Origin of the sequence: Microbacterium sp. PMB16 (assembly GCF_051294855.1) — a bacterium.
In the GTDB taxonomy this organism is placed as follows: domain Bacteria; phylum Actinomycetota; class Actinomycetes; order Actinomycetales; family Microbacteriaceae; genus Microbacterium.
This window is the reverse complement of sequence record NZ_CP145908.1, coordinates 14,801-39,841: the sequence shown is the minus strand read 5'-3', so window position 1 is coordinate 39,841 and position 25,041 is coordinate 14,801. Positions and strand designations below refer to the sequence as shown.

Sequence of the window (25,041 nt, the reverse complement as noted above, 5' to 3'; positions counted from 1 at the left end):
TTTAGCTGGCGCACGGAGGTACCCGGCCTACGGCGTCACGATCGTGGCTGCGAGGATGCTCGACACGGGAAGCGTGCGCTCGACGTCGGCGGCCCGATCTCGACCGCGGAGCCTTCCGCCCCCGATGCCGGTCGCCTCGAGCAGCAGCTCGCGCTGAGATCCGTCCGGCATGCCGACGGTGACCTGGAGCACCGCCCTGGCGCGCACGGCGGCCTCCAGTTCTCTGTCGAGCCACGCCGCGTCGGCATCCGGTCCCTGATGCGCGCGCAGGCGGGCGATCAGCGACCCCACGTCCGCTCCGGCCTCAGTCGTCGGCGCAGGGGCGGCGGGGTGCCGTTCGCGGACAGGGAGTCCGCCGTCCGTGCCGATGAGCGTCGCCGGATACCGGGCGTCGGTGAGGGCCCAGTACACGGTCTCGCGACTGACTCGCGTGGTCAGAGCGTCGACGTGCTTGGTGAGCGCCAGGGGACGCAACGATTGATCGACGGCCATCGCCTCGATGAGGTGCTGATCGGCGCTCTCGATCCGGGTGCGTCCGGTCTCCTCGTCCGTCGAGACGCGGACGAGGCCGTGTCGCTGGGCGGTCTGGGTGACCAGGTAGCTCAGGGGCTGGGGGATGCCGGTGAGCGAGATCGCGCTCAGGAACTCCAGGATCGACTGCTCGGTCTCGCCCACCACGAACGCGTGCGCGATCGACTCGGACGTGAACCGGTACGACGATGCCTGAGCGGCCGATTCGCGGGCGGCGATCGAACGAAGCCGCACGTCGAGCGCGGGCTCCAACGGTCCGGGGGCGATCGCCGTGAGGTCGTTCTGGAGGAAGATCCGATCGACCTCCGTCGGCAGCAGACGGATGAGGGAAGTCGGGTCGGCCGGCTCTCCGCGGCGGAGCGCGACGGCCCACTCGGGTTCGGCGCCGTCCTCCGCGATCAGACCGAGGAGGCGCGCCGCATCGAGCAGCACCTGCGATCGTTCCGGCCAGGACGGATCCCACGGATGCGCCGAGGGCCAGTCCTCGGACGGGATCCATCCCCCGTCGGGCGAGCGCACGCCGCGCGGCAGCGAGTCCCGGAACGAGGTGGCGAGAAGAGTCCAGCGGTCGGCGACGGGCGATCGCAGCCAGGGTTCCGCCGCTGCCGTGGTGCGAAGGCGTCGCTCCACCGCGGCGGCAAGGCCGGCGTGGGCGGCGACCGTCACCAGCGGATCGACGATCTCGGACGGGATTCCTGCCGCGGCGAGCTGCCGCTTCTCTCCGGCGCTGATGCTGCCGCCGGTGAGCAGTGCGAATGGGCTCTCGCGCGCGACGAGCAGCAGGTCCGCCAGGATCGCCACCGTGGTGAACGCGCGCTCCGCCGCGTGCGCGGACGCGCTCTCGGTCGCAGGGGCCGCGGTTGCGGCGACGGCGGAGTCGGGCACGGTCCGTCCGGCGACCAGGGCTGCGACCGGGGCGTAGGGGACGCCGTCGGGGCGGAGCAGGGCGAGTGCGGTCAGCGTCGCGCCTTCGCTGCCCGGGTCCTCTCCCGCAGCAGCCCGGAGGAGCGCACTCGCCTCAGACGAGGTCAGCAACGGGAGGACCCGGGTGAGCGACACCGGATCGAGGAGCGCCTCCGCGGCGTCGAACAGGTCTTGCCAGGCGATGTCCGGCCGAATGCCGCGGGTCGTGAGGAGGTGACTCAGCTCCTCATCGCTCGCCGCGGCCAGCCAATCCGCCAGCGGTCTCGCGTGAGTGCTCATGGTGATGCCTCAGGGACGCGAAGCCGCGCGGCCCTTCCGGATGAAGCTCATCACGAGCAGAGCGATGATCATCAGGAAGGCGACCGGCAGCCCCCAGAAGGGGATCGCCGCGATCAACGGCCACGCGCCGCCGCCGAATGCGGCCTGATCCATCCCGACAGCGGTGCCGATGATGATGGCGAAGAAGCAGACGACGGATGCCGCGGCGATTCCGAGCGCAGTGAACGCAAGGAAACGATCCAGTCGACGGACGGGAACCTCCGGTTCGGAATTCTGCGTGCTCATCCGTCTCAGCCTACTCGTACCGCGCTCTCGAATCCGCCGCTCCGGCGACCGGTAGGCTGGGGATGCTCGCGCATCAGCGCGGGCACTGTTCTGCACGACGATCTCAGCGAGGTTCTCCCATGCCCACCGGCAAGGTCAGGTTCTACGACGAAGACAAGGGTTTCGGCTTCATCGCCAGCGATGACGGCCAGGACGTCTTCCTGCACGCCTCGGCGATGCCCGCGGGTGCCGCTGTGAAGGCGGGCGCACGCGTGGAGTTCGGGGTGGCAGACGGGAAGCGCGGTCTCCAGGCGCTGTCGGTACGGGTGCTCGAGGCGCCGCCGAGCCTGTCGAAGGCCAAGCGCATCCCCGCTGACGACATGGCGATCATCGTCGAGGATCTCGTGAAGCTCCTCGACACCATCGGCGGCGACCTGCGTCGCGGTCGGTACCCGTCATCCGGTCATGGTCGCAAGATCGCGGCCGTCCTGCGCAAGGTCGCTGATGACCTCGAAGCCTGACGCCGACGCGCGTCTGCTCGGCGCGCACGATCTTGCGCTGACTGCGCTGCGCGAGATCACTCCTGCGTCGTCCATCGGGCCCGCCGCCGGCTACTTCCTCGAGGATGACGGGTCGGTCTCCCTGCGTTTCGAGAACAGGCTCCCGGGTTATCCCGGGTGGTACTGGACCGTGACCGTGGCCCGCGTCGAAGACGAGGACCCGACCGTGCTCGAGGTCGAGCTCATCCCCGGCGACGGTGCACTCCTCGCGCCGGAGTGGGTGCCCTGGGCGGAGCGGATGGCCGACTATCGCGCGCACCAGGTCGAACTGGCCGAGCAGGCAGCGGCCGCCGAGGGCGATGGCAGCGCGGACAGCCCTGGCGCCGACGCCGAACTCGACGACCAGGAACTCGACGATGACGATCTCGACGATGACGACGATCTCGATGACGACGACGATGATGATCTCGACGACGTCGATGACGACCGTCCGGCCGTCGTGCTGCACGCCGGAGACGTCGACGGCGTCGACATCGACGAACTCGACGAGACGGCCGTGGACGTCGACGACGAGGACGAAGATGTCGAGGACGAAGATGACGAGGACGACGTCATCGATGAGGCCGACGACGAGGAGTGACCCCGGCGCTCAGGCGCCCTGGTGCTCCACCACGTAGTCGAGCGAGCGGGTCAGCTGACGCACGTCGTCAGGCTCGATCGAGACGAACGTCGCCACGCGCAGCTGATTGCGGCCGAGCTTGCGATAGGGCTCCGTGTCGACGATTCCGTTGGCGCGCAGCGTCTTGGCGATCGCGGCCGCGTCGATGCTCTCGTCGAAGTCGATCGTGACCACGACGGGGGACCGGTGTGCCGGGTCCGCCACGAAGGGCGTCGCCACCGCGGAAGACTCCGCCCAGTCGTACAGCACGCCGGACGACTCGGCGGCGCGCGCCCCTGCCCAGGGGAGTCCGCCGTTGTCGAGGATCCAGCGCAGCTGGCTGTCGAGCAGGTGCAGTGTCGTCAGCGCGGGGGTGTTCAGCGTCTGGTTGAGGCGGGAGTTGTCGACCGCGTTCTTCAGGCTGAGGAACTCGGGGATGTAACGGTCGGATGCGGCGATCCGTTCGATCCGCTCGATCGCGGCGGGCGAGACGGCGGCGAACCACAGGCCGCCGTCGGATCCGAGGTTCTTCTGCGGCGCGAAGTAGTAGACGTCCGCCTGGGCCACGTCGAAGTCGATGCCGCCGGCGGCACTCGTCGCATCGATGACCGTGAGGGCACCTTCGGCGTGCACGCGCTCGATCGGAGCGGCGACGCCGGTGGAGGTCTCGTTGTGCGGCCAGGCGTACACGTCGATTCCCTCGACGATCTCAGCGGCGGCGCGCGAGCCGGGTTCCGACTTGCGCACGTCCGGTGCCTCGAGCCACGGGGCGGCGGCCGCCGCAGCGAACTTGCCGCCGAACTCCCCGAACACGAGGTTCTGGCTGCGGCGCTCGATGAGGCCGAAGGCCGCGGCGTCCCAGAACGCGGTCGAGCCGCCGTTGCCGACGAGGATCTCGTATCCCTCCGGCACGCGGAACAACGCAGCGAGCTGTTCGCGCACGCTGCCGACCAGGTTCTTCACGGGGGCCTGACGGTGCGAGGTGCCGAGGATCGTCGCCCCCGACGAGAGCAGCGCCTCGAGCTGCGCCGGGCGCACCTTCGAGGGGCCGCAGCCGAAACGGCCGTCAGCGGGCAGGAGGTCACCGGGAATCTCGATCGCCATGGGTCGATTCTAGGGGGCGGGGGAGGGCGCGCCCCGCCGCGCGCGGATCCGATGTCCGTCCGGGAATGTAGGCTTGCCTAAGAACCTCGGAGGGCCTGCACATGACCGATCTGATCGACACCACGGAGATGTATCTCCGCACCATCCTCGAACTCGAGGAGGAGAACATCGTGCCGCTGCGCGCGCGCATCTCCGAGCGCCTCGGCCACTCCGGTCCGACGGTGTCGCAGACCGTCGGGCGCATGGAGCGTGATGGGCTCGTGGTGGTCTCCGAAGACCGCACGCTCGAGCTCACCGATGCCGGGCGCCGCAAGGCCGTCGACGTCATGCGCAAGCATCGTCTCGCGGAGCGTCTGCTCTCTGACGTGATCGGACTCGACTGGGCGTTCGTCCACGAAGAGGCCTGCCGCTGGGAGCACGTGATGAGCGAGCAGGTGGAACGCCGTCTCGTCGAGCTCCTCGGTCACCCCACCGAATCTCCCTACGGCAACCCGATCCCCGGCCTGGATCAGCTGGGAGATCTGCCGGCGCGCACGTTCGACGAGGGCGTCATCGGTCTCGTCCAGAAGCTCAACGCCGCTGGCGAAGCCGTCGAGGGCACCGTCCGGCGACTCGCCGAGCCCGCCCAGGTAGACCCTGAGCTGTTGGAGCAGTTGCGCGACGCCGGCGTCATGCCGGGTGCGCACGGCGACTTCCGCTTCAGCGAGGGCTATGTGCTCATCCAGATGGACGGCAAGGAAGACGGACTCGAGCTCCCGGTCGAGCTCGCCTCGCACATCTTCCTCGTCGGAGAGCCTGCCTGACCGCATCCGTGTCCCCGAAAACCGCGGAATTCCGCCGGTCCGGAGGATTGCCAGGTTCACAGGGTGACATGATCGTTATCTTCCGGTAACCTCGGACGAGTCGTCAGCGAAGAAGCCCGCTGGTGATGACCCGCGAAGATTTGCCTTCCAGGCTCGTCGTCTTCACGGCAGGAACGCACAACGTACCCCGAGCTACATTCGTGCCACGAAAGCAGAGTGCCGACGAGCCAGCGCTACCCGAAAGCGCGAGGGCCCAGGAGGACCACGTTTTGGCCACAGACATCGAACCGCCCGCGAAGACATCTGAAGACCGAGTACCAGCCCGCCGCACCAGCGTCCGGGTGAGTGCTCGAAAGGCCGTCAAGCCACTCCGATCGGTCGCCATCTTCGCAGCCGTCGGTGCTCTGGTCGCCGCGATCGCCCTTCCTGCGTACGCCGCGTCCAAGCCGGCAGAGGCTGCCACCACGGTCCAGCAGCTCGCAGCAGTCGATGCGCAGTCCCTCGTCGTCGCCTCACAGGCGACCGCTGCCCCGCTCGTACGCGGCACCTTCTCGGCGACGACGCCGGAAGAGATCGCGAAGAAGAAGGCGGAGGCGGCAGCCGCTGCTCGCGCTGCCGCAGCATCCACTGCTTCCGCGACGGAGTACAACACCGCCGGCTACGCCCTGGTGTCGCCCGGCTCCGGTGAGGTGCGGTATCCGCTCCCCGGTGGGTCGTACACCCAGGGCCGGACGATCGGCGGCGGCCACAACGGCGCCGACATGCTGGCGCCCGCCGGCACCCCCATCTATGCCGCTGCAGCCGGCGTCGTCCGCGCGTCGGCCGAGAGCATCGGCGGGTACGGCGTCTGCATCATGATCGACAGCGTCGTGGGCGGCCAGCAGGTGCAGACGACCTACGGTCACATGACCTACAACTCTCGCCAGGTGCAGACCGGTCAGACCGTGTCGGCCGGACAGCTCATCGGCTACGTCGGCAGCACGGGCCGCTCGACGGCGAACCACCTCCACTTCGAGGTGTGGATCAACGGCGGCCTGGTCGAGCCCTACTCCTGGCTCGCCGCGAACGCGGGCTGATCCGCGGACACGATCCGCATCGTTCACCTCTCGTTTCGCCGTGCATGCAGCGGAATGGGTTAGCCTGAACCCGTTGTCGTACTGGCGGGAGAGGCAGATGGAACGAATACCGACCATCCGAACCATGGATGCCCTCGGTCGTCACGTCCTTCTGCATAGCCCGCAGGGATGCCACGGCGTTGCCGTGCGCGAAAGGCGCTGTCTTTAGACGGCGCCTTTTTTCGTCCCTGCGAACGCTCTGCCGCCTGCGCGACCTCGTGTGAGTCGAGAGTGCCGGGAAGCCGTCCCGGCGCGGATCGAGAGGATGACGATGCGCACACTGGTCCTGAACGCCGGCTACGAGCCGCTCGCGATCGTGTCGTTCAAACGAGCACTCGTGCTCGTGATGAACGACAAGGCGACGGTGATCGAACGCGTGGAAGACGATCCCGTCTGGGGGAGTCACGGCGTCTACGAACGCCCCGCGGTGATCATCCTCTCCCGCTACGTGCGCGTGCCGATCAGCAGACGCGTGCCGGTCACCAGACGTGGAGTCCTGCGGCGCGACAACCACCGCTGCGGCTATTGCGGCAAGGCGGCGTCGACGATCGATCATGTGCTGCCGCGTTCGCGGGGAGGCGCGGATTCGTGGGAGAACCTCGTCGCGTGCTGTCTGCGCTGCAACAACGTCAAGAGCGACCGGACGCCGCAGGAGATGCGCTGGCAGCTGCGGTTCACCCCGCGTCCGCCGCACGGCACCGCGTGGACCGTACGCGGGACCGAGCGCAGCGATCCGCGATGGGAGCCGTATCTCGCGCTGGCCGCGTGAATCCGTGTGGTGCCCTCGACAGGATTCGAACCTGCGACCTGCCCTTTAGGAGAGGGCTGCTCTATCCTGCTGAGCTACGAGGGCGTCTTCATAAGTCTAAGGGGATCATCGCCGTCGAATCCGATGTCATGATCCGCTGCGGGCCGACACTGCAGAGTGAGAGCATCACGCGCAGCCGAAGGAACCCATGTACGACACCGAATCCGACACGGAGCTGATCCGGTGTGCCCGACGGGGCGACCGCGGCGCTTTCTCGGCGCTCTTCACGCGGCATTCCCACGCCGTCTATCTGTATGCGTGGAGCATGCTCCGCGACGATCCTGACGCGGAGGACATCGTCCAGGAGGTCTTCGTCGTCGCGTGGCGACGGCTGAACGACATCCGCATCGTCGAGTCGTCCGCACTGCCCTGGCTGCTGGTGACGTGCCGCAACCTCGGTCGCAATCGGCTGCGCACGCGCCGGGGCGCCCTGCCGCTGACGGAAGAGCTCCTTCCGGGGGATCGGGTCCGCCAGGAGCGCATCGAGGAACTCAGCTGGGTGCGGCAGGCCGTCGGCCGACTGGGCGGGATGGATCAGCGGATCATCCACCTCTGTCTGGTCGAGGGCTACTCCTACGAGGAGGCGGCCGACCATCTCGGCGTCTCGACGGCTGCTCTGGCGAAACGGCTGCAGCGGGCGCGGGCGACGATCCGCCTCGCGCTGCGAGGTGAATCGTGAGCACGCGGCCCAAGGAAGGCATCTACCTCGACGCAGCCCTCGGCGTCATCGGAGAGCAGATCGAAGAGCGCATCGACGCGCTCACCCGGCTGCGGCGCATCCGTGTGCGGATCGCCGTCGTCGCCCTGAGCCTGCTGACGGTGGCGAGCGGGTCCCTCGCCGCGGTGGCCCTGACGACGGGTCTTCAGCCGGAGGCCGCTCCGTCCGTGAAGACGGCCGCGGTCTCGACCGCGCAGATCCGCTGCGTCGAGGGGACGGATGCGTCGGCCAGACCGTTCTTCACCGCGGTCTATCGGATCGCCGTGGATGTCGATGTGGACGGGACCGTGCTCTGCACGTCGGCGCAGCAGATGCTCGCGACGGATGCTGCCTCCATCGACGCGGCCAGCCCGGAGTCTCTCGTGATCATCGCGGAAGGACTGCTCGGCGAGGTCGCCGACGCATCGGGTGTCCGTGTCGACACGGCGTCGTTCGGAACGCTGCAGCAGAAGGCCGCGGCGGTCGATACGCAGGCGATGACCTGCGTCGACGGCGACACCACGGTGGTGCTGCTCGCGAGCCCCGCCCGCGCGGGTGGGGGACTCGGGATCGCCTGCGGGAAGGGCTCCGAGTGAGTCGTCGCCACGTGCCCGGCGCGCTGGTGCGCCTCGCCAGGCAGCCGCTCCGAGTAGGGGCTGTGCTGCTGCTGTGCGCCACGGCGCTGGCCTCGGCGGGAGTGCAGTCCGCAGCATCCATCGCACTCCAGTCCACCATCGACACCAACTGGCGGGGCGCGTACGACATCCTCGTCACAGCGGATGACGAGCTGGCCGCCGTGGGAGGAGATCTTCCTCCCAACGCCCTGGCCGGGCCGGGACAGGGCCTCGGCGTCGACGACTGGGAGAAGATCGCCGGTCTCGACGGGGTGGACGTCGCGGCGCCGATCGGCGAGATCCTGGTGCCCTCGCTGCGATACAGTCCCGCTCGTCTCCTCATCCCGGACGAGATCACCTCATCGTCCTCGACATCGCAGGCCTACCGGCTGACCGTGACCTACGCCACCGACGACGGGCTCGGCGAGCGGATCGTCGAGCAGACGACCCTGCCGCTGGTCATCGACCCGAAGGGCATCCCGGCGCCGACTCCGGAGCAGCTCGAGGCGTGCCGGAACGGGCTGACCAGTTACGGATGGGTCGGGAGCCAGTTCCCGGTCGACCGGGAACGCTATCCCGCCCTGGTCGACGAGGTCTGCTACAGCTCCTGGGGCCGGGGCGCCAGCGCGAACACGTGGACCGAGGAGACGGGATGGAGCGGGTTCACGACCTTCCCCGGAGACGACTACATCGCGCTCGAGCTGCCGGCGGCGCCGCAGCCGATCACCCGGATCACGCTGATCGACCCGGCGGCAGAGCGCGAGCTCCTCGGCGATGAGGGGAGCTTCCTCGACCCGCTCGTCTCCATCCAGGCGGCCGATGACCAGGATGTCGACGCGGTGCTCGCGTGGGCCGAGAGCGCCGGAGATCAGTACGCGGCGACGATGGAGGACATGCTCGCGCGGTACATCGGCGCCCAGTTCCGGGGGTGGCCTGCGGCAGCGGTGGCCGACCAACGACGCCTGCTGGCCGACAACGGGGAGAATCTCGACGCGAAGATCCGTGAACGGCTCGCGGGCGTCGGGTTCACCCCTCTGCTGATCAGCGATGCCGAGGTCGCATCACTGACGCTCAAGATCCAGATCGAGCGCTTCGGCGAGACCCAGGCGGAGTCCGACGGGTACGCGATCCCCGAAGGCATCGGCGCGGGCGGGACCGGCGAGGTCGTCGGAACCAGTGTCGGCGACGTGTCGGGACTGCTCAACCCGTTCAGCGCGGGGAACGAGAACGTCATCTGGCCGGGCGAGGATCCGCCGTCGGACACAGAGGACGCGAGCCCCTGGAACAGTCTGAACATCATCGCGGTCGGGAAGGGCGCGCCTTCCTCCTACCAACTCACGGAAGACGGGCTGCGACTGGAACCCGCTGGCTACGCGTCGGCTTTGCGCAAGGGGGGCGCCGTCGAAGACGCGCTGAGCCTCGGTGCGGACCCGGAACAGCTCGGAGCAGAAGCCGCGTACACGGAGCCGCAGCTCACCCGCACCCTCGGCGCGCCCGAGGAGGGGGCGTCGACCGCCCTGCCGATCGGGAGCTTCGACCTCGGCGCTCTCTCCGCGGACCAGGGCGCCGCGAACTACGTGCCCCTCGGTGCGTATGCGCCGGTGGGGTCGACGGTGGTCGATGGAGAGCATGCCGGAGCCACGATGCTGCCCAGCATGTCCGGCCTCGGCCTCGTCTCGCCACGCACCGTGGCCATCGGATCGATCCGCAGCGCGGAGCTCTGGAGCGATCGCGCGCCGATCAGCTCGATCCGGGTCAGGGTCGGCGGCATCGAGGGCTACACGCCGGAGGCACAGCAGCGCGTGCTCGACGTCGCGCGGTCGATCGAGGATTCCGGATACACGGCCACGATCGTCGCGGGTTCCTCGCCACGCGACGTCGACGTGGTGGTCGACGGGTACTCGTTCGGCGTCGACGCGGCCGGACAGGCACAGACCGTCGGTTCACTGGGAGCCGTCGCGCAGAGCTGGTCCGAGCTCGGGGCCGCCGCCCGTGTGGAACTCGCCGTCTCGCAGACCGCCTGGACGATGCTCGGGATCGCCCTCGCCGCCGGACTGCTGCTGCTGGGAGCGACCCAGCTCGCGCTGATCCCCGGTAGGCGTGTGCAATCCGTCGTCCTGCGCGAGATCGGATTCACGCGGTCGCGCATCGTGCGCTGGTTCGCCGCCGAAGAGGTGCCGGGCTTCCTGGTCGTCGTCGCGGTCGCTGCCGTGACCTGGGTGTTGTCGGGTGGTACGGCGCTCGCCGGGATCGCCGCGCTCGCGAGCGTCGTCATCCTGGCGCTGACGTCTGCGGCTGCGGTGCATGCGGGCGCCCAGCGTCGCCCGCCTCGGGTCGCGGACAGGAGATCGCGTCGGCTCGGTGCCAGCTCCGTGACGCAGTTCGGGCTGCGGCAGGCCTGGATCCATCCGCTCACCAGCACCGTGCATCTGCTCGCCATCGTGATCGTCGGCGTCGCCGCGGCCGCGCTCGTGGAGACGGTCGTCGCAGGGCGGATGTTCTCCGGCGAGAGCCGGCTGGCGTTCCTCGCCGGTGCCCAGCAGATTCTGCCGCAGACCGCGCTCGGTGTCGTGGGCGTCGTCGGAGGCGTGCTCCTCGCACGGATCACCCGCCGGATGGACCTCGCCCGCCGGTCGCAGCAATGGTCGATCCTTCGGGCCGCCGGATGGACGCGTCGTCAGATCTCGCACGCGCAACGCACGGAAGGTCTCGCGATCGTCGTCCCCGCCCTCGTGGTGCTGGCCGCCGTCGTCGTCTCGGCCGCATTCTCGCTCGGATGGGGTGGCTGGGTCTCACCCCTCCTGATCGCTCTGGCAGCGGGCGTCGCGAGCGCGCTGTTCACCTTCGCCGCACGGATGAGAGGAACCACGACATGAGGGCGCACCGGAAGCCCGATGATGCGGAGCGTGCCGTGGGCGCGTCCGATCTCGGCGGACCCGCGGTCGAGCTGACCGGGGTGAGCATCCAGTTCGAGCGGCCGGGTGACGATCCGCTCGCGATCGTCACCGATTTCGACCTCCGACTGAGCCGTGGTTCGATGCACTGCCTGGCGGGGCGCAGCGGCTCGGGCAAGACCAGCATCCTCCGCGTCGCCGCGGGCCTCGTGCCGCCGGTATCCGGGGCGGTGACGTGGGAGGGGCTGGAGATCACCGGGCTCGCCGACGACGTCGTCACGAACCGCCGACGGCGTCACGTGGGGTACCTCGATCAGGGCGGAAGTCTGGTGCCGGGACTGACCGCCGTGGAGAACGTCCTCCTCCCGGCCGTCCCGGACGGACGGAGCCGCGAGCTCGGACGTCGGGCGCGCGACCTGCTGCACCGGCTCGGCGTCGGGAAGAGGGCCACCTACTACCCGGAGCGCCTCTCCGGCGGCGAGCGACAGCGCGTCGCCTTCGCCAGGGCGCTGCTGCAGGGGCCGGCGGTCATCATGGCCGACGAGCCGACCGCGAGCCTGGACAGGGCGACGGCCGATCAGCTCATCGCGATGCTGCGGGATCTCGCCGACGAGGGCATCGCGGTGCTCGTCGCCTCGCACGACGAGCACTTGATCGCCGCCGCCGATTCGCGGACGAGACTGGTCTGAGAGTCCGTCAGCGCCCAGGCGTCACCGAGGGTCGTGGCCCCCGCGTCCGAGCTTCGACGGCCACCAGATCGCCTTGCCGATGTCGTAGGCGAGCGCGGGGACGAGCAGCGAGCGCACCACGAACGTGTCGAGCAGCACCCCGAACGCCACGATGAACGCGAGCTGCACGAGGAACAGGATGGGGATCACCGAGAGTGCTGCGAACGTGGCAGCGAGAACGAGTCCCGCCGACGTGATCACGCCCCCGGTGATCGAGAGCCCCCGCAGGATGCCCTCTCGCGTGCCGTGCGCCTTCGACTCCTCGCGCACGCGGGTCATGAGGAAGATGTTGTAGTCGATGCCGAGCGCCACCAGGAAGACGAAGCCGAAGAGCGGAACTGCCGGATCGGCGCCGGGGAACTGGAAGATCCCGTTGAAGACGAGAGCCGAGACACCCATCGCGGTGCCGAACGACAGCACGGTGGTGAGGATGAGCAGCACCGGCGCGAGCACGGAGCGCAGCAGCAGCATCAGGATGAACATGATCACGACGAGGATGACCGGGATGATGAGGTTCCGGTCATGGATCGAAGCGTCGTTCGTGTCGACCGAGGTCGCCGTGACTCCGCCGACCAGCGCATCGAGATCGTCGAGTCCGGTGCGCAGCTCGCGCACTGTGGATGCGGCGGCATCGGAGTCCGCGGCATCCGTGAGGGTCGCCTGCAGGAGGACCTCGCCGTCGACGGCCGTCGGTGCGGGCGCGGGGGTTCCGGGAGGGCCGACCGCCGTGATGCCGTCGGCGGTCACCGGGGCCGAGCCGCTCGGAGAGTCGGCAGCGGTCACCGAGACGCCGTCGACTCCGTCGTTCGCGAGGAGCACGTCGGCAGCATCCTGAATCCTGTCCTCTGCCACGACGACGTAGGCGGGGCTCCCGGAGCCGCCGGGGAAGTGCTCGCCCAGCGCCACTTGACCGTCGCGCGCCTCGGAGGCCCCGAGCGCGAGATCGGACTGGGGGATGCCGGACGCGTTCAGCTGGGTGACGCCTGCCGCTCCGGCCAGGAGCACGACGGTCGTCGTGATCCAGATCAGCCGGTGGCGACGCTTGACGAGTCCGGCCAGCCGCGCCCAGAGGCCGGTCGTGCGCATGCCGTGCTCGGCCGCGACGACCTCGGGCTCGAACTTCGGCCGGCGCGGCCAGAACACCGCACGCCCGAACAACAGCAGCAGGGCGGGCAGCAGGGTGAGCGCGGCCAGCATCGCGAACACGATGCCGATCGCGGCGACGGGACCGAGCGTGCTGTTCGACTTGAGGTCGCTCAGCAGCAGGCACAGGAGCCCGGCGATGACTGTTCCCCCGGAGGCGACGATCGGCTCGAACGAGCCCTTCCAGGCGGCGGCGACCGCTGCTCCCTTGTCCTGGGAGACGCGCAGTTCTTCACGGAATCTCGCGACGAACAGCAGCGCGTAGTCGGTGGCGGCCCCGATCACGAGGATGAACAGGATGCCCTGTGTCTGCCCGCTGAGCAGGAGGATCTCGAACTTCGCGAGCCACCAGACGACGAGCAGGGCCACGCAGAGCGCGAACAGGCTGGTGGAGAGCACGACCAGCGGCAGGAGGAACGAGCGGTAGACGAGCACCAGGATCACGAGGACGGCCAGCAGCGCGACTCCGAGGAGCAGTCCGTCGATGCCGGCGAATCCGGCGACCAGGTCGGCACTGAAACCGGCGGGTCCCGTGATGTATACCGTGACACCGTCCGGCACGGCGGCGCGCAGCTGCTCGCCCAGTGCGGTGGTCGCATCGGCGAGCTCGGCGTCCGCCTCGATCGGGATGAACGCCTGAGCGGCGAGACCGTCGTCGGATGCGAGCGCGGGGGACACATCTTCGCCGACGCCCTCGACGGCGGGCGCGTCGGCGACGGCATCCGAGATCGTCTCCCGCTCCGATTCGGTGAGCTCGCTCTCCGACGTGAAGACGGCGATCGCCGGGATCGAATCGCTGTCGTTGAACTCGCCGAGCAGCTCCTGCACCTGCGTGGCGTCCTTCGACTCGGGCAGGTAGGTCGTCTGGTCGTTGGAGGAGACCTCGTCGATCTTCCCGAACAGCGGTCCGCCGAGCGATGCACCGACCAGCCACACCAGGATCAGGGCGACCGGGAGGAACACCCGCACCCAGGAGTGCCGTCGCGAGCGCTCTCGCGACGGAGCAGCGGGCGCGTGATCGGGGCGGGACATCGGGTTCCTTTCGGAGGGCGGTCGTTCGGGTGTCAGGAGACCCAGGCGAGGATGAGGATCATCGTCGCGAGGAAGCCTGCGAAGTAGTTCAGCGCGATGAAGCGTCGCCAGGCGCGGTTCGTGGAGCCGGACGTCTCGTCCGTGACGTTCCACCAGGGGGCAGCGTTGATCACGTACGGCACGGCGAGCACGGCCGCCAACGGGCCGGGCCAGGGCGTGAAGAGCATCGCCGCCCCCGCGACGAACCACAACGCCAGAGACAGTCGCACCGTCGCGCGTGCGCCGATCACGGTGGCGACCGAGGAGATGGCGGCCTCCCGGTCAGGAGCGATGTCCTGCACGGCGCCGAACGCGTGGGCGGCCATCCCCCAGAGGAAGAAGGCGATGAGGGTGACGGCCGCGCCCGGCGACACGGGCGCACCGGTCAGGGCGAGGCCGACGATCGCGGGGCTGACGAAGTGCGTGCTCGAGGTCACCGAATCGAGGAACGGGCGCTCCTTGAAACGCAGGACGGGAGCGGAGTAGGCGATCACCGCGAAGACGCTCACGGCGAGCCAGATCCATGACGCCGGGGTGCCGACGATCACGAGATAGGCGAGGAACGGGATGTTCGTCAGCGCGGCGGCCCAGAGCGTCGCCCGATGGATGCGCGGTGAGAGCAGGGCGCCCTCGATGCCGCCCTTGCGCGGATTCGCGAGGTCGGAGGCGTAGTCGAAGACGTCGTTGATCCCGTACATCGCGAGGTTGTAGGGGATGAGGAAGTACAGGGTGCCGATGACCAGAGTGAGGTCGATCTCCCTGGCGCTGAGCAGATAGGCGGCGGCGAACGGGAAGGCGGTGTTGATCCAGCTGATCGGCCGCGACGACAGCACGATCTGGGCGAGGTCACGACCCACGCTGCGCGCGGCAGGGGTGCCGGCGCTCATGACTCGTCCTCGGGCTGCGCCAGGTCGTGCGCTCGCCGCCGGGCGCGCAGCGCCGTCCAGAGCGCGGGCAGCAGCAGCGCGCCCGCGAGCGGATAGGCGAAGTCCTCGATGGGGGCGAGACCGATGTGCACCCCGACGAGGTGGTCGGGCGAGTAGTGGAACAGCCCGGTCGCGATCATGACGGTGTCGAACACCGCCGTGAGGGCGAACAGGATGAGGATCGTCACGCCGACGGCCGTGAGATTCGGCCGCCGCCGGGAGGCGGCCGCCAGCACGAGGGCGACCAGCGCCGCGATGGCGAGGAAGCAGGCGGAGAGCTGCAGGTAGGTCACGATCGTCCTTCCTGCGTGCGACGCCGCGTCGACCGACGGGTGAACACGCGGATCGTCCCCGTGTAGATGACCATCGTGCACACGACGAGGAAGAGCAGGAACACCGGTTCCTCGAGCGGCAGCTCGGGTGCGAGCAGGATGCCGGTCGCGATGGTCGCCTCGCCGCGGAAGAAGATCCCGCCGATGATGCCGGCGATGTCCCACACGAGGAAGAAGGCGAGGCCCACGACCGTGACGATGATGGCCGGTACCGCATCGCGCCAGAAGAACAGCCGGAAGCGCCAGTCCAGCAGCAGCATGCACCCCAGAGACGCCAGCAGCGCGGTCAGGTACAGCCAGCCCATCAGCCGGGCTCCCCGGGGCTGGGCGCCGGCTCCCGCAGCGGTCCGGCGGTGTGATCGCCACGAACCCGCTTCAGCACGATCTCCGCGCTGATGAGGCACATCGGGACGCCGACGCCGGGAGCCGTCGTCGCTCCGGCGTAGAGGAGTCCGTGTACCCGCTTCGATGCGTTCTGCGCGCGGAACATCGCGCTCTGGGTGAGGATGTGCGCGGGCCCCAGCATGCCGCCGCGCCAGGAGTGGTAGTCCGCTGCGAAGTCGGCCGGCCCCGTCGTCTCCCGCACGACGATGCGCTCGCGGAGGTCGGGGATGCCGGCCCAGGCGGAGATCATGTCGATCGCGGCATCTGCTGCACGCTCGATCGCCGGTGATCCCGTGCCGTCGGCCCCGCCGTGGCCGAGCTCGACGTCTGCGGGCACCGGGACGAGCACGAAGAGGTTCTCGTGGCCGGCCGGAGCGACTTCCGCGTCGGTCGCGCTGGGGCGGCAGACGTAGGTCGAGGCGGGTGTCGGGATGGACGGCGAGCGGCCGAAGATCGCGTCGAAGTTCGCGTCCCAGTCGTCCGTGAAGAACAGCGAATGGTGCGGGAGTTCCGGGAGCGCACCGCGGATGCCGAGCATCACGAGAATGCCGCCGGGCCCGCTCGTACGCCGTGACCACCATTCCTCCGGGTACGTCTGCAGCGGGCGGGGGAGGAGGTTCGTCTCGGTGTGATGCAGGTCGGCGGCCGACACGACGATGTCGGCGGTCTCGACGTGTTGTGCGCCATTCACGTCGACCCAGCCCACTCCGGTCACGCGCGGGCCGTCCGGACCGTCCTCGGTGCGGATGCTCGTGACCTCCGCGCCCATCACGATGCGCGCTCCGGCGTCACCGGCCAGCGCGCCGATCCTCTCGACCACGCGCCAGAACCCGCCCTGCGGGTAACTGACGCCTTGATCCAGGTCGAGTGCGCTCATCAGGTGGTACATCGCGGGAGCGCTGCGCGGGTCGGTGCCGAGGAAGACGGCCGGGTAGCCGAGGATCTGGCGGATGACGGGATGGCGGAAGCGGCGGGCGGCGAACGTCTGCAGCCGGGTACCGAGCAGAGAGAAGAGCCGGGGGAGGGCGCGAAGCACGTCCGGCGCGGTGAGCGTGCGGAGCCGCGTGAACGGGTTGTACAGGAAGTACTTCTCGGCCATGGTGCTCGCCTGATGCGCCGAGTCCAGGTAGGCGGTGAGAGTCGGGGCCGAACCCGGTTCTAGTTCCTCGAAGAGGTCCGACACGGCTGCGCGTCCGGCGGGGACGGTGACGAAGCCCGCGGGGGCGCCCGTCGAGAGGGGCGGACGGAACACCCGGTAGCCCGGGTCCAGGCGTGTGAGATCGAGCTGCTCGTCGGTGGTCGTGCCCATCATCGCGAAGAAGTGGTCGAAGACCTCGGGCATCAGGTACCAGGACGGCCCCGAGTCGAAGCGGAACCCGTCGCGCTCGACGCTGCCGGCGCGTCCGCCGATCCGGTCGTTCTTCTCGAGCACGACGACCTCGTGGCCGTCGCGGGCGAGCAGGCCGGCGGCGGCGAGGCCGGCCACTCCGGCGCCGATGACGACGACGCGGCTCATCGGTCCCTCTCCACAGCGGTCACGACGAGCGCTCTCGCGGCCAGGAGGGCCTTGAGCGGATCGGGCACACGGACGCGCCGTCGGTAGAGAACCTCGATGGGCGTCTGCGAGACGCGTCGAGTGAGGGCGGCGAACAACGCGAGAGCGCTGCGTACGGCAGCGCGAGCGTCCTTGGGGAGGAGCGGGATCGCTTCGCGGGCGTCGGCGAGCTGCCCGTGCACGGTCTCGACCCACCGGTCACGGTCGGCGTCGGTCAGGCGCGCGGAGCCGCCGAGGTATCCGCGCTGCAGGCGATCGGTGTCGTCCGCCAGGTCGCGGAGGAAGTTCACGTTCTGGAATGCGGCTCCGAGCTGACGCGCGCCCCGCACGAGGATCTCGCGCTCGCGATCCGTCCGCTCTGCTCCGCGGAGGAACACGCGCAGGCACATCAGACCCACGACTTCGGCGGAGCCGTAGACGTAGCTCGCGTGGGCATCGGCGTCGTACGCGGCGAAGTCCACGTCGGCCGCGATGTCTGCCGTCATCGAATCGAAGAACGGCTGCGTGAGGTCTTCGCCGATGCCGCTCTCCCTGGCCGTGCGGGCGAAGGCATGGAGCACCAGATCGCTGCTGTAGCCGCTGCGCATCGAGCGGTGCGTCTCCGCGATGTACGACGCGAGCGCCTCGGACTGCGCCGACGCGTCGAGCCCCGCCTCGGCCGCGACGCCGTCGACGATCTCGTCCGCGATGCGCACCATGGCGTAGATGTTCCGCACATGCTGACGGTGACGTTGCCCGAGGAGCCGCGTGGCGAGCCCGAAGGAGGTCGAGTAGGAGCGGATCACATCGGTCGCGGCGATCTCGGCCGTGCGGGTGAAGCGGTGCAGGGCGTCGTCGCCGGAGCGGGCCGCGGTGCCACCGGTCATACGGTGCGGCCTTCGATGCGCGAGGTGAGGCCGAGGATGGTCCGGCCCGCCGCGGCGGAGATCGACCCTGCGGACTCGGCTTCCCCGAGCACCGTCGACACAGCGCCGAGCTGCTCCTGCACGAGGCTGCGCACGAAGCGTTCGGCGCCGCATTCGCGGAGACGGTCGCGGATGTCGGAGGCATCCTCCACGCTCAGATCCATCGACCCGAAGCGCAGCTCGATGCTCGGCCAGTGGCCCGTCATGCGGGCGTACGCGATGATCGCGGTCTCCTTGCCCTCGCGCAGGTCGGAGAAGGCGTCCTTGCCGTGGGCCTCGGGGTCGCCGAAGACGGAGAGGAGGTCGTCCTGCAGCTGGTAGGCCAGCCCGAGGTGCCGTCCGATGGCCGTGAGCTGGTCCTCGGCGGCGGGCGAGGAGCCCGCGAGCACTGCCGCCGCGCGCAGCGGCAGCACGAAGGAGTAGGTCGCCGTCTTGTAGGCGCTGGTCGACAGGATGGTCCGCAGGTCGGGTGCGATGATGCCGTCGCTGAGGCCGATGTCGGTGTGCTCGCCCGCGACCGTCTCGAAGATCGTCTGCTCCAGCAGCGCGAGAAGTCGCACGCGCGCGTCGCTCGACACGTCGGCTCGCGCGAAACCCAGCACCGCGGATGCGAGCAGCAGGTCTCCCATGAGGATCGCGCTGGAACGCGCCCAGTGCAGGGCGGGCTCCGCGGGTTCTGTCGACCGACGCTCGACGAGGGAGCCGATCAGGTTCGGGCGTCGACGACGGATCAGGTCGCCGTCGATCACGTCGTCGTGCAGCAGGAAGGCGAAGTGGAGCAGCTCGACGTGGGCGGCGACGTCGATGGCCCGCTCGACCTCAGCGGCGCTGAGACCTGCGGGCGTGAGCGCGCGCAGGAGGTCGATCAGCAGGCGAGGACGGATCAGCTTGCCGCCGAGTGCGTGCTCCGCGGCGGCCTGCCATAGGGCGACGAACTCGGTGCCGTAGTGCTCGGCCGCGGCACTCCGTTCCGAGAAACGGCGCCGCAGCGCTTCCTCGATCCGGGTGCCGAGTTCTTCCTCGGTCGCCGTGGTGGTCACGGGTCAGACCTCACCGAGGGCGCGGAGCCGGGGGAGCTGTTCGGTCAGCCACGGGCTGAAAGCGAAAGGTGCCTGCGAGACCGCGGCGACGAGGTCGTCGACCTCGACCCAGGCCCATTCGGCCACTTCATCGGGATCGGCGGCGAGGTCTCCCTCGACGACCGCGATGTGCACCGGGCAGATCTCGTTCTCGACGATGCCGCTGGCGTCGACGGCACGGTAGCGGTAATCGGGGAGGGCCAGGCGCACGTCGGTGAGGCGGATGCCGAGTTCCTCGTGCGCCCGCCGCCGCACCGCGGCGGTCATGTCCTCATCGGGTCGGGGGTGGCCGCAGAAGCTGTTCGTCCAGACGCCGGGCCACGTCCGCTTGCCGAGCGCGCGGCGGGTGACGAGCACGCGTCCCAGGGAATCGAGCACGTAGCAGGAGAACGCCAGGTGGAGGGGTGTGTCGCGCGTGTGGACTTCGCTCTTGGGGAGCGTGCCGATGGCGGTCCCGTCCTCCGCGAGGAGCGTCACCTGATCCATGGCACTTTCCTCGCTTCCAATTCGCTAACTAAGTAAGTAATCAACTTAGCATGAAACTCTTCGTGTGTAACATGATCGCATGGACATGGAGGGCGGCACCACCCCGCACGCGGGCGCGCACGACCTCCATGGACCCGTGGCAGAGACGCCCCGGAGCGCCGACGCGCCGGACGGGTTGGCGCACGCGGCGATCTACGACGTCGAGGCCAGTGACCCGCGCAGCACGCTGATCGACAGGACTGGCGTTCCTCCGGAGGATCTCCAGCAGATCGCCGGGGTGATGGAGGCGCTGGGCGCGCTGCGTGACGCGGAGCAACGACTCTCGCAGGCGTCGCGGCGTTACATGCGTCTGAACGAGACCGACATGCGTGCGCTGCACTACTTGATCGTCTGCGCGAATCGCGGACTGGTGTCGACGCCGAGCGGGATCGCCCATCATCTGGGGATCTCGACCGCCGCCACGACGAAGCTGCTCGATCGTCTGGAGGCGGGAGGGCACACACGACGCGCACCTCATCCGACCGATCGGCGCGCTCTGGCGATCACGATCACCCAGGAGACCCGCCATGCGGCGATGGAGACCGTCGGTCGTCAGCAGGCCAAGCGGTTCTATGCCGCGGCGCGGCTGACCAGGGCGGAGCGGGACGTCGTCATCCGCTTCCTCGCGGACATGACCGACGAGATCACGCTGCGTGATGAGCCGTGGCTCACGACCACGGCAGACGAAAGCGCCTGACGTCATCGACGCCAGGCGCTCTCATTCGGTGCTCACGGCAATTCAGTGGGCGGCGTTGTACGCCTCCACGACCGGTCCGGGAATGCGACCGCGCTCCGAGAGGGAGTAGCCGTTCTCATTCGCCCAGGCCCGGATGGAAGCCACCTCGGGATTGCGCGCGGTGCGCTTACGCGGAGCCGCGGAGCGAGACGATCCTGACCCGCCCGCTTTGCGGCCGGCCGAGATGTACGGCTCGAATGCCTTGCGCAATTCCTCCACGTGCGCGGCATTCAGGTCGATCTCGTATGCGGAGCCGTTGAGCGAGAAATGAACGGTCTCGCCCTCGCCCACCTCCAGCACGCCGCCGTCGATGTCATCTACCAACTGGTGCACAATTCTTCTGGCCATGGAATTGAACATAGCGCAGGGCTATATGGCCGACAAGCGGAATTGCGGAATGCGACGACTATTCGTGGCCGGTGTCGATCAGCTTCAGCCCGACGATGCATCCGACCAGGCCCATCAGCAGAAGAATGCGCAGCCAAGAGACCTCGGTGTCACCCGTGATCATGGCCCAGATGACGGTGAGCGAAGCGCCGATTCCCACCCACACCGCATAAGCGGTTCCGGTAGCGATATCGCGCATTGCGAACGCGAGGCCCACCATCGACAACGCCAATCCGACGAAGAAGATGACGTTCGGCCAGAGCTTGGTGAGGCCCTCTGACTTTCCGAGGGCTGTCGCCCATACGGCCTCGAGCACTCCGGAGACGATGAGTACGATCCATGCCAACATGATCGGTCCTTTCGGACCAGTCTTTTCGCTTTCCGGGTACTGGTCTACCTCGTCCGGGGCCGGTGATCGCCGACCGATTCCGATGATATCCGACCCGCCTGGGCAGGCACTGGGCACGACGGCGTCAGGGAAGCAGCCCCGCGCGTCTGGCCCTGGTCACCGCGGCGTGCCTGGTCGATGCGTCCAGTTTCGACATCGCCGTGCCCAGGTACGCCTTCACCGTGCCTTCGCGCAGTCCCAACTGGGTGGCGATCTCCGCGTTCGTGGAACCCAGCGCCGCGCAGGCGAGCACATCGGTCTCGCGCCGCGACAGGTGCACGGTGGGAACGGGGCCGGTGGAGGGGGGGAGTGCGTCTCCGGCCAGGGTGACGAGCCGCTGCTCTACGAGAGCGATCCTGGCCCGCAGGTCCGCATCATCGACGGAGGCCGCGATGCTGCGCAGCTCGGCGAAGCTCTCCCGCAGCTCTTCGCGTTGCGGTCCGTCGACGCCCGCTTCGCCCGCCACCGTGGTCGCGCGCAGCCGGCGTTGGACCTCGTCGCGGATGCGGAGCTCATCGGCGACCGACTGGGCGACCTGCATGGCGGGGGCGGTGGTGACGCCGCCGACCTGCTCCTCGTCCCAGGCTCCGGCGTACAGCACACCGCGGGGGCGTCCCTGCACGACGATCGGAAGGGCGAGGAGAGTGCGCAGCCCCTCGCCGAGCACGAAGACGTCATAGTCATGGGTGATCTGCTGGGAGGAGCCGTAGTCGCTCGTCATCCGGGGGCGGAGCTCCATCATCGCGCGGCCGCCGAGCCCTCGTTCCGGACGCACGCGCAGACCGTCCAGCGCCCTGGTGCGATTGCCGACGATGCTGGTGACGCTGACGACGCCGTCTTCGATGAGTCCGCCGAACGCGACGGGGAAACGGGTGCGCCTGGCGAGCTCGCGCACCGCATTGGCGACGAGTTCGCCCTCGGATTCGATGGCGACCGGTGAGCTCACGACTACCTACTTTCGGGGGTGACGGCACCGTTCCCCGGATCGTAGCGTCGACCCTATCACTCGTGCGACCTCGTCGTGCGGGCACCGGACATGTGGCAAGGAGGCCCCATGAGCGACCAGACCCCAGCGGGTTCGAACGGCGCGATCGACTACATCGCGATCGAAGAATCCCCGAGATTCCTAACCCTCAAACGTACCCAGAGATCCTTCATATTCCCGCTCGCCGCGTTCTTCCTCATCTGGTATTTCGCCTATGTGCTCCTCGCTGCTTTCGCCACGGACTTCATGGCGCAACGCGTGTGGGGCGACATCACGGTCGGATTGCTTCTCGGCCTCGGTCAGTTCGTGACGACCTTCGCCATCACGATGATCTACGTGTCCTTCGCGAACAGGAAGATCGATCCTCTCGCGACTGAGATCCGCGATGAGCTCGAGAAGGCGCAAGGGGACAACGCATGAACGTCCTCCCCGCCGCGACCGAGCCGGTCGCGATCGAGAGCAATCCCGTCCTCAACATCTCCATCTTCCTGGCGTTCGTGGCGGTGACGCTGTTCATCGTCATCCGCGCCAGTCGCAACAACAAGACAGCCGCCGACTACTACGCGGCGGGCCGCTCGTTCACCGGTCCGCAGAACGGATTCGCGATCGCCGGCGACTACCTGTCGGCGGCGTCATTCCTCGGAATCTGCGGTGCTATCGCGATCAATGGCTACGACGGCTTCCTCTATTCCATCGGGTTCCTGGTGGCGTGGCTCGTCGCGCTGCTGCTGGTGGCGGAGATGATGCGCAACACCGGCAAGTTCACCATGGCCGACGTGCTGTCATTCCGTCTCAAGCAGCGACCGGTGCGGATGGCCGCGGCGATCACGACCCTCGCGGTGTGCTTCTTCTACCTGCTCGCGCAGATGGCCGGCGCCGGCGGGCTCGTGTCGCTGCTGCTCGGCATCGACGGTCGCCTGGGCCAGTCGATCGTCATCGCCGTGGTCGGCATCCTGATGATCGTGTACGTGCTGATCGGTGGGATGAAGGGCACGACCTGGGTGCAGATCGTCAAGGCGTTCTTGCTGATCGGCGGCGCGCTCGCGATGACGATCTGGGTGCTGGCGATCAACGGATTCAACCTGAACACGCTGCTCGAGGCCGCAGTGGCGAACTCCGACAAGGGCGAGGCGATCCTGGCTCCGGGGCTCCAGTACGGCGCGAACCCCTGGGACTTCCTCTCCCTCGGCATGGCACTGGTGCTCGGTACAGCCGGACTGCCCCACGTGCTCATGCGGTTCTACACCGTGCCGACGGCCAAAGAGGCCCGGCGCTCGGTCGTCTGGGCGATCTGGCTGATCGGCGGCTTCTATCTGCTGACGCTCGTGCTCGGCTATGGCGCCGGTGCGCTGGTCGGCGCGGATGTGATCGCGGCTGCTCCCGGCGGAGTGAACTCCGCGGCGCCGCTGCTGGCGCTCGAACTCGGCGGACCGGTGCTCCTCGGGTTCATCTCGGCGGTGGCCTTCGCCACGATCCTCGCCGTGGTCGCAGGTCTGACCATCACCGCGGCCGCGTCGTTCGCACACGACATCTACGCGAACGTGATCCAGAAGGGGAAGAAGGATGCCGAGGGCAAGCCCGTGGAGGCCGACCCGAACGCCGAGGTGCGTGTCGCACGCCGGACGGTGATCGTGATCGGCATCCTGGCGATCATCGGCGGCATCGGCGCTCAGGGGCAGAACATCGCCTTCCTCGTCGCGCTGGCCTTCGCCGTCGCGGCATCGGCGAACCTGCCGACGATCCTCTACTCCCTGTTCTGGCGTCGGTTCTCGACGAGGGGCGCGGTGTGGAGCATGTACGGCGGACTGGCGTCGGCGATCATCCTCATCGTGCTGTCGCCGGTCTTCTCCGGAACGCCGACCTCGATGATCCCCGGAATCGACATCGCCATCTGGCCGATGAACAATCCCGGCATCGTGTCGATCCCGCTCGGGTTCTTCCTCGGCTGGCTCGGCACGGTCACCAGCTCGCGGAAGGAGTCGCCGCAGTTGGCCGCCGAGATGGAGGTGCGCTCGCTCACCGGCTTCGGAGCGGAGAAGGCGACCGAACACTGACGCATCCCCCCGAGGTACGTGGACCCGGCGGCCTACTCGCCGGGTCCACGTCGTTCCACGGGATCCCGCGCGTCAGCGGGACTCGAGGTCGAGGAGGTAGCGCTTGCGCTCCGGATGTGCGCCGTAGTGCCCGACCGATCCGTCGGAGCGAATGACACGGTGCACGGGGACGATGATCGAGAAAGGGGTGAGTCGGCACGCGGTGCCGACCGCCCGCGCGGCTCCGGGGTGGCCTGCGAGCACGGCGACCTCGCCGTAGCTGAGCGTCTCGCCCCACTCGATGCTGCAGATCGTCTGCAGAGCGAGCCGCGGAAACCCCTCGACGAGACGCCAGTCGAGGCGGAGATGATCCGCGAAACGGACCGGTTCGCCCTCGAAGTAGTCGGCCAGCAGATGTGCGAGCTCGTCCGCGGCCCCGGGATCGGGCTCGGGCATCGCGCCCAGGTCGCGCGAGACTCCCTCGAGCAGCCAGGGGACGGAAGGATCGGTGGATTCGGAGAGGTCGAACCGGACGATGCCCTCGTCGGAGAACACCGCGAGCGCGTCCCCGAACGGGGTGGGTGCGAAGTCGTAGCGGAACGTCATGCCCCCATCCTGACCGGCCGCGACGAGAGTGTGGCGCGGCGGGCACACTCGAGGTGGAGAACGCGGT

General features: G+C 68.7%; 27 protein-coding genes, 1 tRNA gene and 1 riboswitch. Of the genes, 12 read left to right on the top strand and 16 right to left on the bottom strand.

The genetic code is table 11. The annotated features are described in order from the left end of the window. Positions 1-27 precede the first annotated feature (27 nt). Positions 28-1,734: a helicase-associated domain-containing protein gene (locus V5D55_RS00210; protein ID WP_435746493.1), complete on the bottom strand. Its 1,707-nt coding sequence runs from the start codon at positions 1,732-1,734 to the stop codon at positions 28-30. Between the two features lie 9 nt (positions 1,735-1,743). After that, on the bottom strand, positions 1,744-2,019 hold the full coding sequence (locus V5D55_RS00205; RefSeq protein WP_435746491.1) for a multidrug ABC transporter ATPase: 276 nt from the start codon (positions 2,017-2,019) through the stop codon (positions 1,744-1,746). Positions 2,020-2,138: 119 nt separating this feature from the next. Between V5D55_RS00205 and V5D55_RS00200 the strand changes: the two genes are divergently transcribed. After that, positions 2,139-2,519, top strand: coding sequence for a cold-shock protein (locus V5D55_RS00200; RefSeq protein WP_435746489.1), 381 nt, complete (start codon positions 2,139-2,141; stop codon positions 2,517-2,519). After that, complete coding sequence (locus tag V5D55_RS00195; RefSeq protein ID WP_435746487.1) at positions 2,503-3,138, top strand: DUF3027 domain-containing protein; 636 nt, start codon at positions 2,503-2,505, stop codon at positions 3,136-3,138. The genes V5D55_RS00200 and V5D55_RS00195 overlap by 17 nt, the downstream gene beginning before the upstream one ends. A gap of 9 nt (positions 3,139-3,147) precedes the next feature. Here the strand turns inward: V5D55_RS00195 and serC are convergent, their stop codons facing one another. Continuing rightward, on the bottom strand, positions 3,148-4,260 hold the full coding sequence (serC, locus tag V5D55_RS00190) for a phosphoserine transaminase (protein WP_435746485.1): 1,113 nt from the start codon (positions 4,258-4,260) through the stop codon (positions 3,148-3,150). A 101-nt stretch (positions 4,261-4,361) separates the two neighbouring features. Here serC and V5D55_RS00185 point away from each other — a divergent pair, with 101 nt between their 5' ends. The 3 genes from V5D55_RS00185 (at position 4,362) to V5D55_RS00175 (ending at position 6,947) form a co-directional block, all read left to right on the top strand. Beyond that, on the top strand, positions 4,362-5,063 hold the full coding sequence (locus V5D55_RS00185) for an iron dependent repressor, metal binding and dimerization domain protein (RefSeq protein ID WP_435746483.1): 702 nt from the start codon (positions 4,362-4,364) through the stop codon (positions 5,061-5,063). Between the two features lie 341 nt (positions 5,064-5,404). Then, the gene (locus V5D55_RS00180) at positions 5,405-6,139 is read left to right on the top strand and encodes a M23 family metallopeptidase (RefSeq protein ID WP_435746481.1); all 735 of its coding nucleotides are present in this window, start codon (positions 5,405-5,407) and stop codon (positions 6,137-6,139) included. Between the two features lie 310 nt (positions 6,140-6,449). Next, positions 6,450-6,947: an HNH endonuclease gene (locus V5D55_RS00175; RefSeq protein ID WP_435746479.1), complete on the top strand. Its 498-nt coding sequence runs from the start codon at positions 6,450-6,452 to the stop codon at positions 6,945-6,947. 7 nt (positions 6,948-6,954) lie between these two features. Here the strand turns inward: V5D55_RS00175 and V5D55_RS00170 are convergent. Beyond that, positions 6,955-7,031: transfer RNA gene (locus V5D55_RS00170), tRNA-Arg, on the bottom strand. A 103-nt stretch (positions 7,032-7,134) separates the two neighbouring features. On the opposite strand from V5D55_RS00170, the gene V5D55_RS00165 reads away from it, so the two are divergent. The 4 genes from V5D55_RS00165 to V5D55_RS00150 are packed head-to-tail and all read left to right on the top strand — an operon-like array spanning position 7,135 to position 11,880. Next, a complete protein-coding gene (locus V5D55_RS00165) occupies positions 7,135-7,665 on the top strand; it encodes an RNA polymerase sigma factor (protein WP_435746477.1) in 531 nt (176 codons plus the stop codon). Next, positions 7,662-8,279, top strand: a complete 618-nt coding sequence (locus V5D55_RS00160) for a hypothetical protein (RefSeq protein ID WP_435746475.1) — start codon at positions 7,662-7,664, stop codon at positions 8,277-8,279. The genes V5D55_RS00165 and V5D55_RS00160 overlap by 4 nt, the downstream gene beginning before the upstream one ends. Continuing rightward, entirely contained in the window at positions 8,276-11,173 is a 2,898-nt protein-coding gene (locus V5D55_RS00155; protein WP_435746473.1) for a hypothetical protein, read from the top strand. Before V5D55_RS00160 ends, V5D55_RS00155 begins: the two co-directional genes overlap by 4 nt. After that, on the top strand, positions 11,170-11,880 hold the full coding sequence (locus V5D55_RS00150) for an ABC transporter ATP-binding protein (protein ID WP_435746471.1): 711 nt from the start codon (positions 11,170-11,172) through the stop codon (positions 11,878-11,880). Before V5D55_RS00155 ends, V5D55_RS00150 begins: the two co-directional genes overlap by 4 nt. A gap of 21 nt (positions 11,881-11,901) precedes the next feature. On the opposite strand, the gene V5D55_RS00145 is transcribed toward V5D55_RS00150, so the two are convergent. The 8 genes from V5D55_RS00145 to idi are packed head-to-tail and all read right to left on the bottom strand — an operon-like array spanning position 11,902 to position 19,800. Beyond that, positions 11,902-14,094, bottom strand: a complete 2,193-nt coding sequence (locus V5D55_RS00145) for an MMPL family transporter (RefSeq protein ID WP_435746469.1) — start codon at positions 14,092-14,094, stop codon at positions 11,902-11,904. A 32-nt stretch (positions 14,095-14,126) separates the two neighbouring features. Continuing rightward, a complete protein-coding gene (locus V5D55_RS00140) occupies positions 14,127-15,020 on the bottom strand; it encodes a prenyltransferase (protein ID WP_435746467.1) in 894 nt (297 codons plus the stop codon). After that, positions 15,017-15,352: a lycopene cyclase domain-containing protein gene (locus V5D55_RS00135; RefSeq protein ID WP_435746465.1), complete on the bottom strand. Its 336-nt coding sequence runs from the start codon at positions 15,350-15,352 to the stop codon at positions 15,017-15,019. The genes V5D55_RS00140 and V5D55_RS00135 overlap by 4 nt, the downstream gene beginning before the upstream one ends. Next, on the bottom strand, positions 15,349-15,696 hold the full coding sequence (locus tag V5D55_RS00130; protein ID WP_435746463.1) for a lycopene cyclase domain-containing protein: 348 nt from the start codon (positions 15,694-15,696) through the stop codon (positions 15,349-15,351). The genes V5D55_RS00135 and V5D55_RS00130 overlap by 4 nt, the downstream gene beginning before the upstream one ends. Then, entirely contained in the window at positions 15,696-17,291 is a 1,596-nt protein-coding gene (gene crtI / locus V5D55_RS00125; protein ID WP_435746461.1) for a phytoene desaturase family protein, read from the bottom strand. Before crtI ends, V5D55_RS00130 begins: the two co-directional genes overlap by 1 nt. After that, positions 17,288-18,196 carry a phytoene/squalene synthase family protein gene (locus V5D55_RS00120; RefSeq protein WP_435746459.1) on the bottom strand — a complete coding sequence of 303 codons (909 nt, stop codon included), beginning with the start codon at positions 18,194-18,196 and terminating at the stop codon, positions 17,288-17,290. Before V5D55_RS00120 ends, crtI begins: the two co-directional genes overlap by 4 nt. Next, positions 18,193-19,275 carry a polyprenyl synthetase family protein gene (locus V5D55_RS00115; RefSeq protein ID WP_435746457.1) on the bottom strand — a complete coding sequence of 361 codons (1,083 nt, stop codon included), beginning with the start codon at positions 19,273-19,275 and terminating at the stop codon, positions 18,193-18,195. The genes V5D55_RS00120 and V5D55_RS00115 overlap by 4 nt, the downstream gene beginning before the upstream one ends. Before the next feature lie 3 nt (positions 19,276-19,278). After that, positions 19,279-19,800, bottom strand: coding sequence for an isopentenyl-diphosphate Delta-isomerase (idi, locus tag V5D55_RS00110; RefSeq protein ID WP_435746455.1), 522 nt, complete (start codon positions 19,798-19,800; stop codon positions 19,279-19,281). A gap of 85 nt (positions 19,801-19,885) precedes the next feature. Between idi and V5D55_RS00105 the strand changes: the two genes are divergently transcribed. After that, positions 19,886-20,536: a MarR family winged helix-turn-helix transcriptional regulator gene (locus V5D55_RS00105; RefSeq protein ID WP_435749230.1), complete on the top strand. Its 651-nt coding sequence runs from the start codon at positions 19,886-19,888 to the stop codon at positions 20,534-20,536. A 42-nt stretch (positions 20,537-20,578) separates the two neighbouring features. Here V5D55_RS00105 and V5D55_RS00100 read toward each other — a convergent pair whose 3' ends face one another. The 3 genes from V5D55_RS00100 to V5D55_RS00090 form a co-directional block, all read right to left on the bottom strand. After that, on the bottom strand, positions 20,579-20,923 hold the full coding sequence (locus tag V5D55_RS00100; RefSeq protein WP_435746453.1) for a histone-like nucleoid-structuring protein Lsr2: 345 nt from the start codon (positions 20,921-20,923) through the stop codon (positions 20,579-20,581). A 58-nt stretch (positions 20,924-20,981) separates the two neighbouring features. Then, on the bottom strand, positions 20,982-21,308 hold the full coding sequence (locus V5D55_RS00095; RefSeq protein WP_435749229.1) for a DMT family transporter: 327 nt from the start codon (positions 21,306-21,308) through the stop codon (positions 20,982-20,984). A 14-nt stretch (positions 21,309-21,322) separates the two neighbouring features. Next, positions 21,323-21,390, bottom strand: a riboswitch (guanidine-III (ykkC-III) riboswitch). A 45-nt stretch (positions 21,391-21,435) separates the two neighbouring features. Beyond that, a complete protein-coding gene (locus V5D55_RS00090; protein WP_435746451.1) occupies positions 21,436-22,296 on the bottom strand; it encodes a LuxR C-terminal-related transcriptional regulator in 861 nt (286 codons plus the stop codon). A gap of 108 nt (positions 22,297-22,404) precedes the next feature. Between V5D55_RS00090 and V5D55_RS00085 the strand changes: the two genes are divergently transcribed. Then, the gene (locus V5D55_RS00085; RefSeq protein WP_435746449.1) at positions 22,405-22,755 is read left to right on the top strand and encodes a DUF485 domain-containing protein; all 351 of its coding nucleotides are present in this window, start codon (positions 22,405-22,407) and stop codon (positions 22,753-22,755) included. Continuing rightward, positions 22,752-24,389, top strand: a complete 1,638-nt coding sequence (locus V5D55_RS00080; protein ID WP_435746447.1) for a solute symporter family protein — start codon at positions 22,752-22,754, stop codon at positions 24,387-24,389. The genes V5D55_RS00085 and V5D55_RS00080 overlap by 4 nt, the downstream gene beginning before the upstream one ends. Before the next feature lie 72 nt (positions 24,390-24,461). On the opposite strand, the gene V5D55_RS00075 is transcribed toward V5D55_RS00080, so the two are convergent. After that, positions 24,462-24,974 carry a methylated-DNA--[protein]-cysteine S-methyltransferase gene (locus tag V5D55_RS00075; protein ID WP_435746445.1) on the bottom strand — a complete coding sequence of 171 codons (513 nt, stop codon included), beginning with the start codon at positions 24,972-24,974 and terminating at the stop codon, positions 24,462-24,464. Between the last annotated feature and the right edge of the window lie 67 nt (positions 24,975-25,041).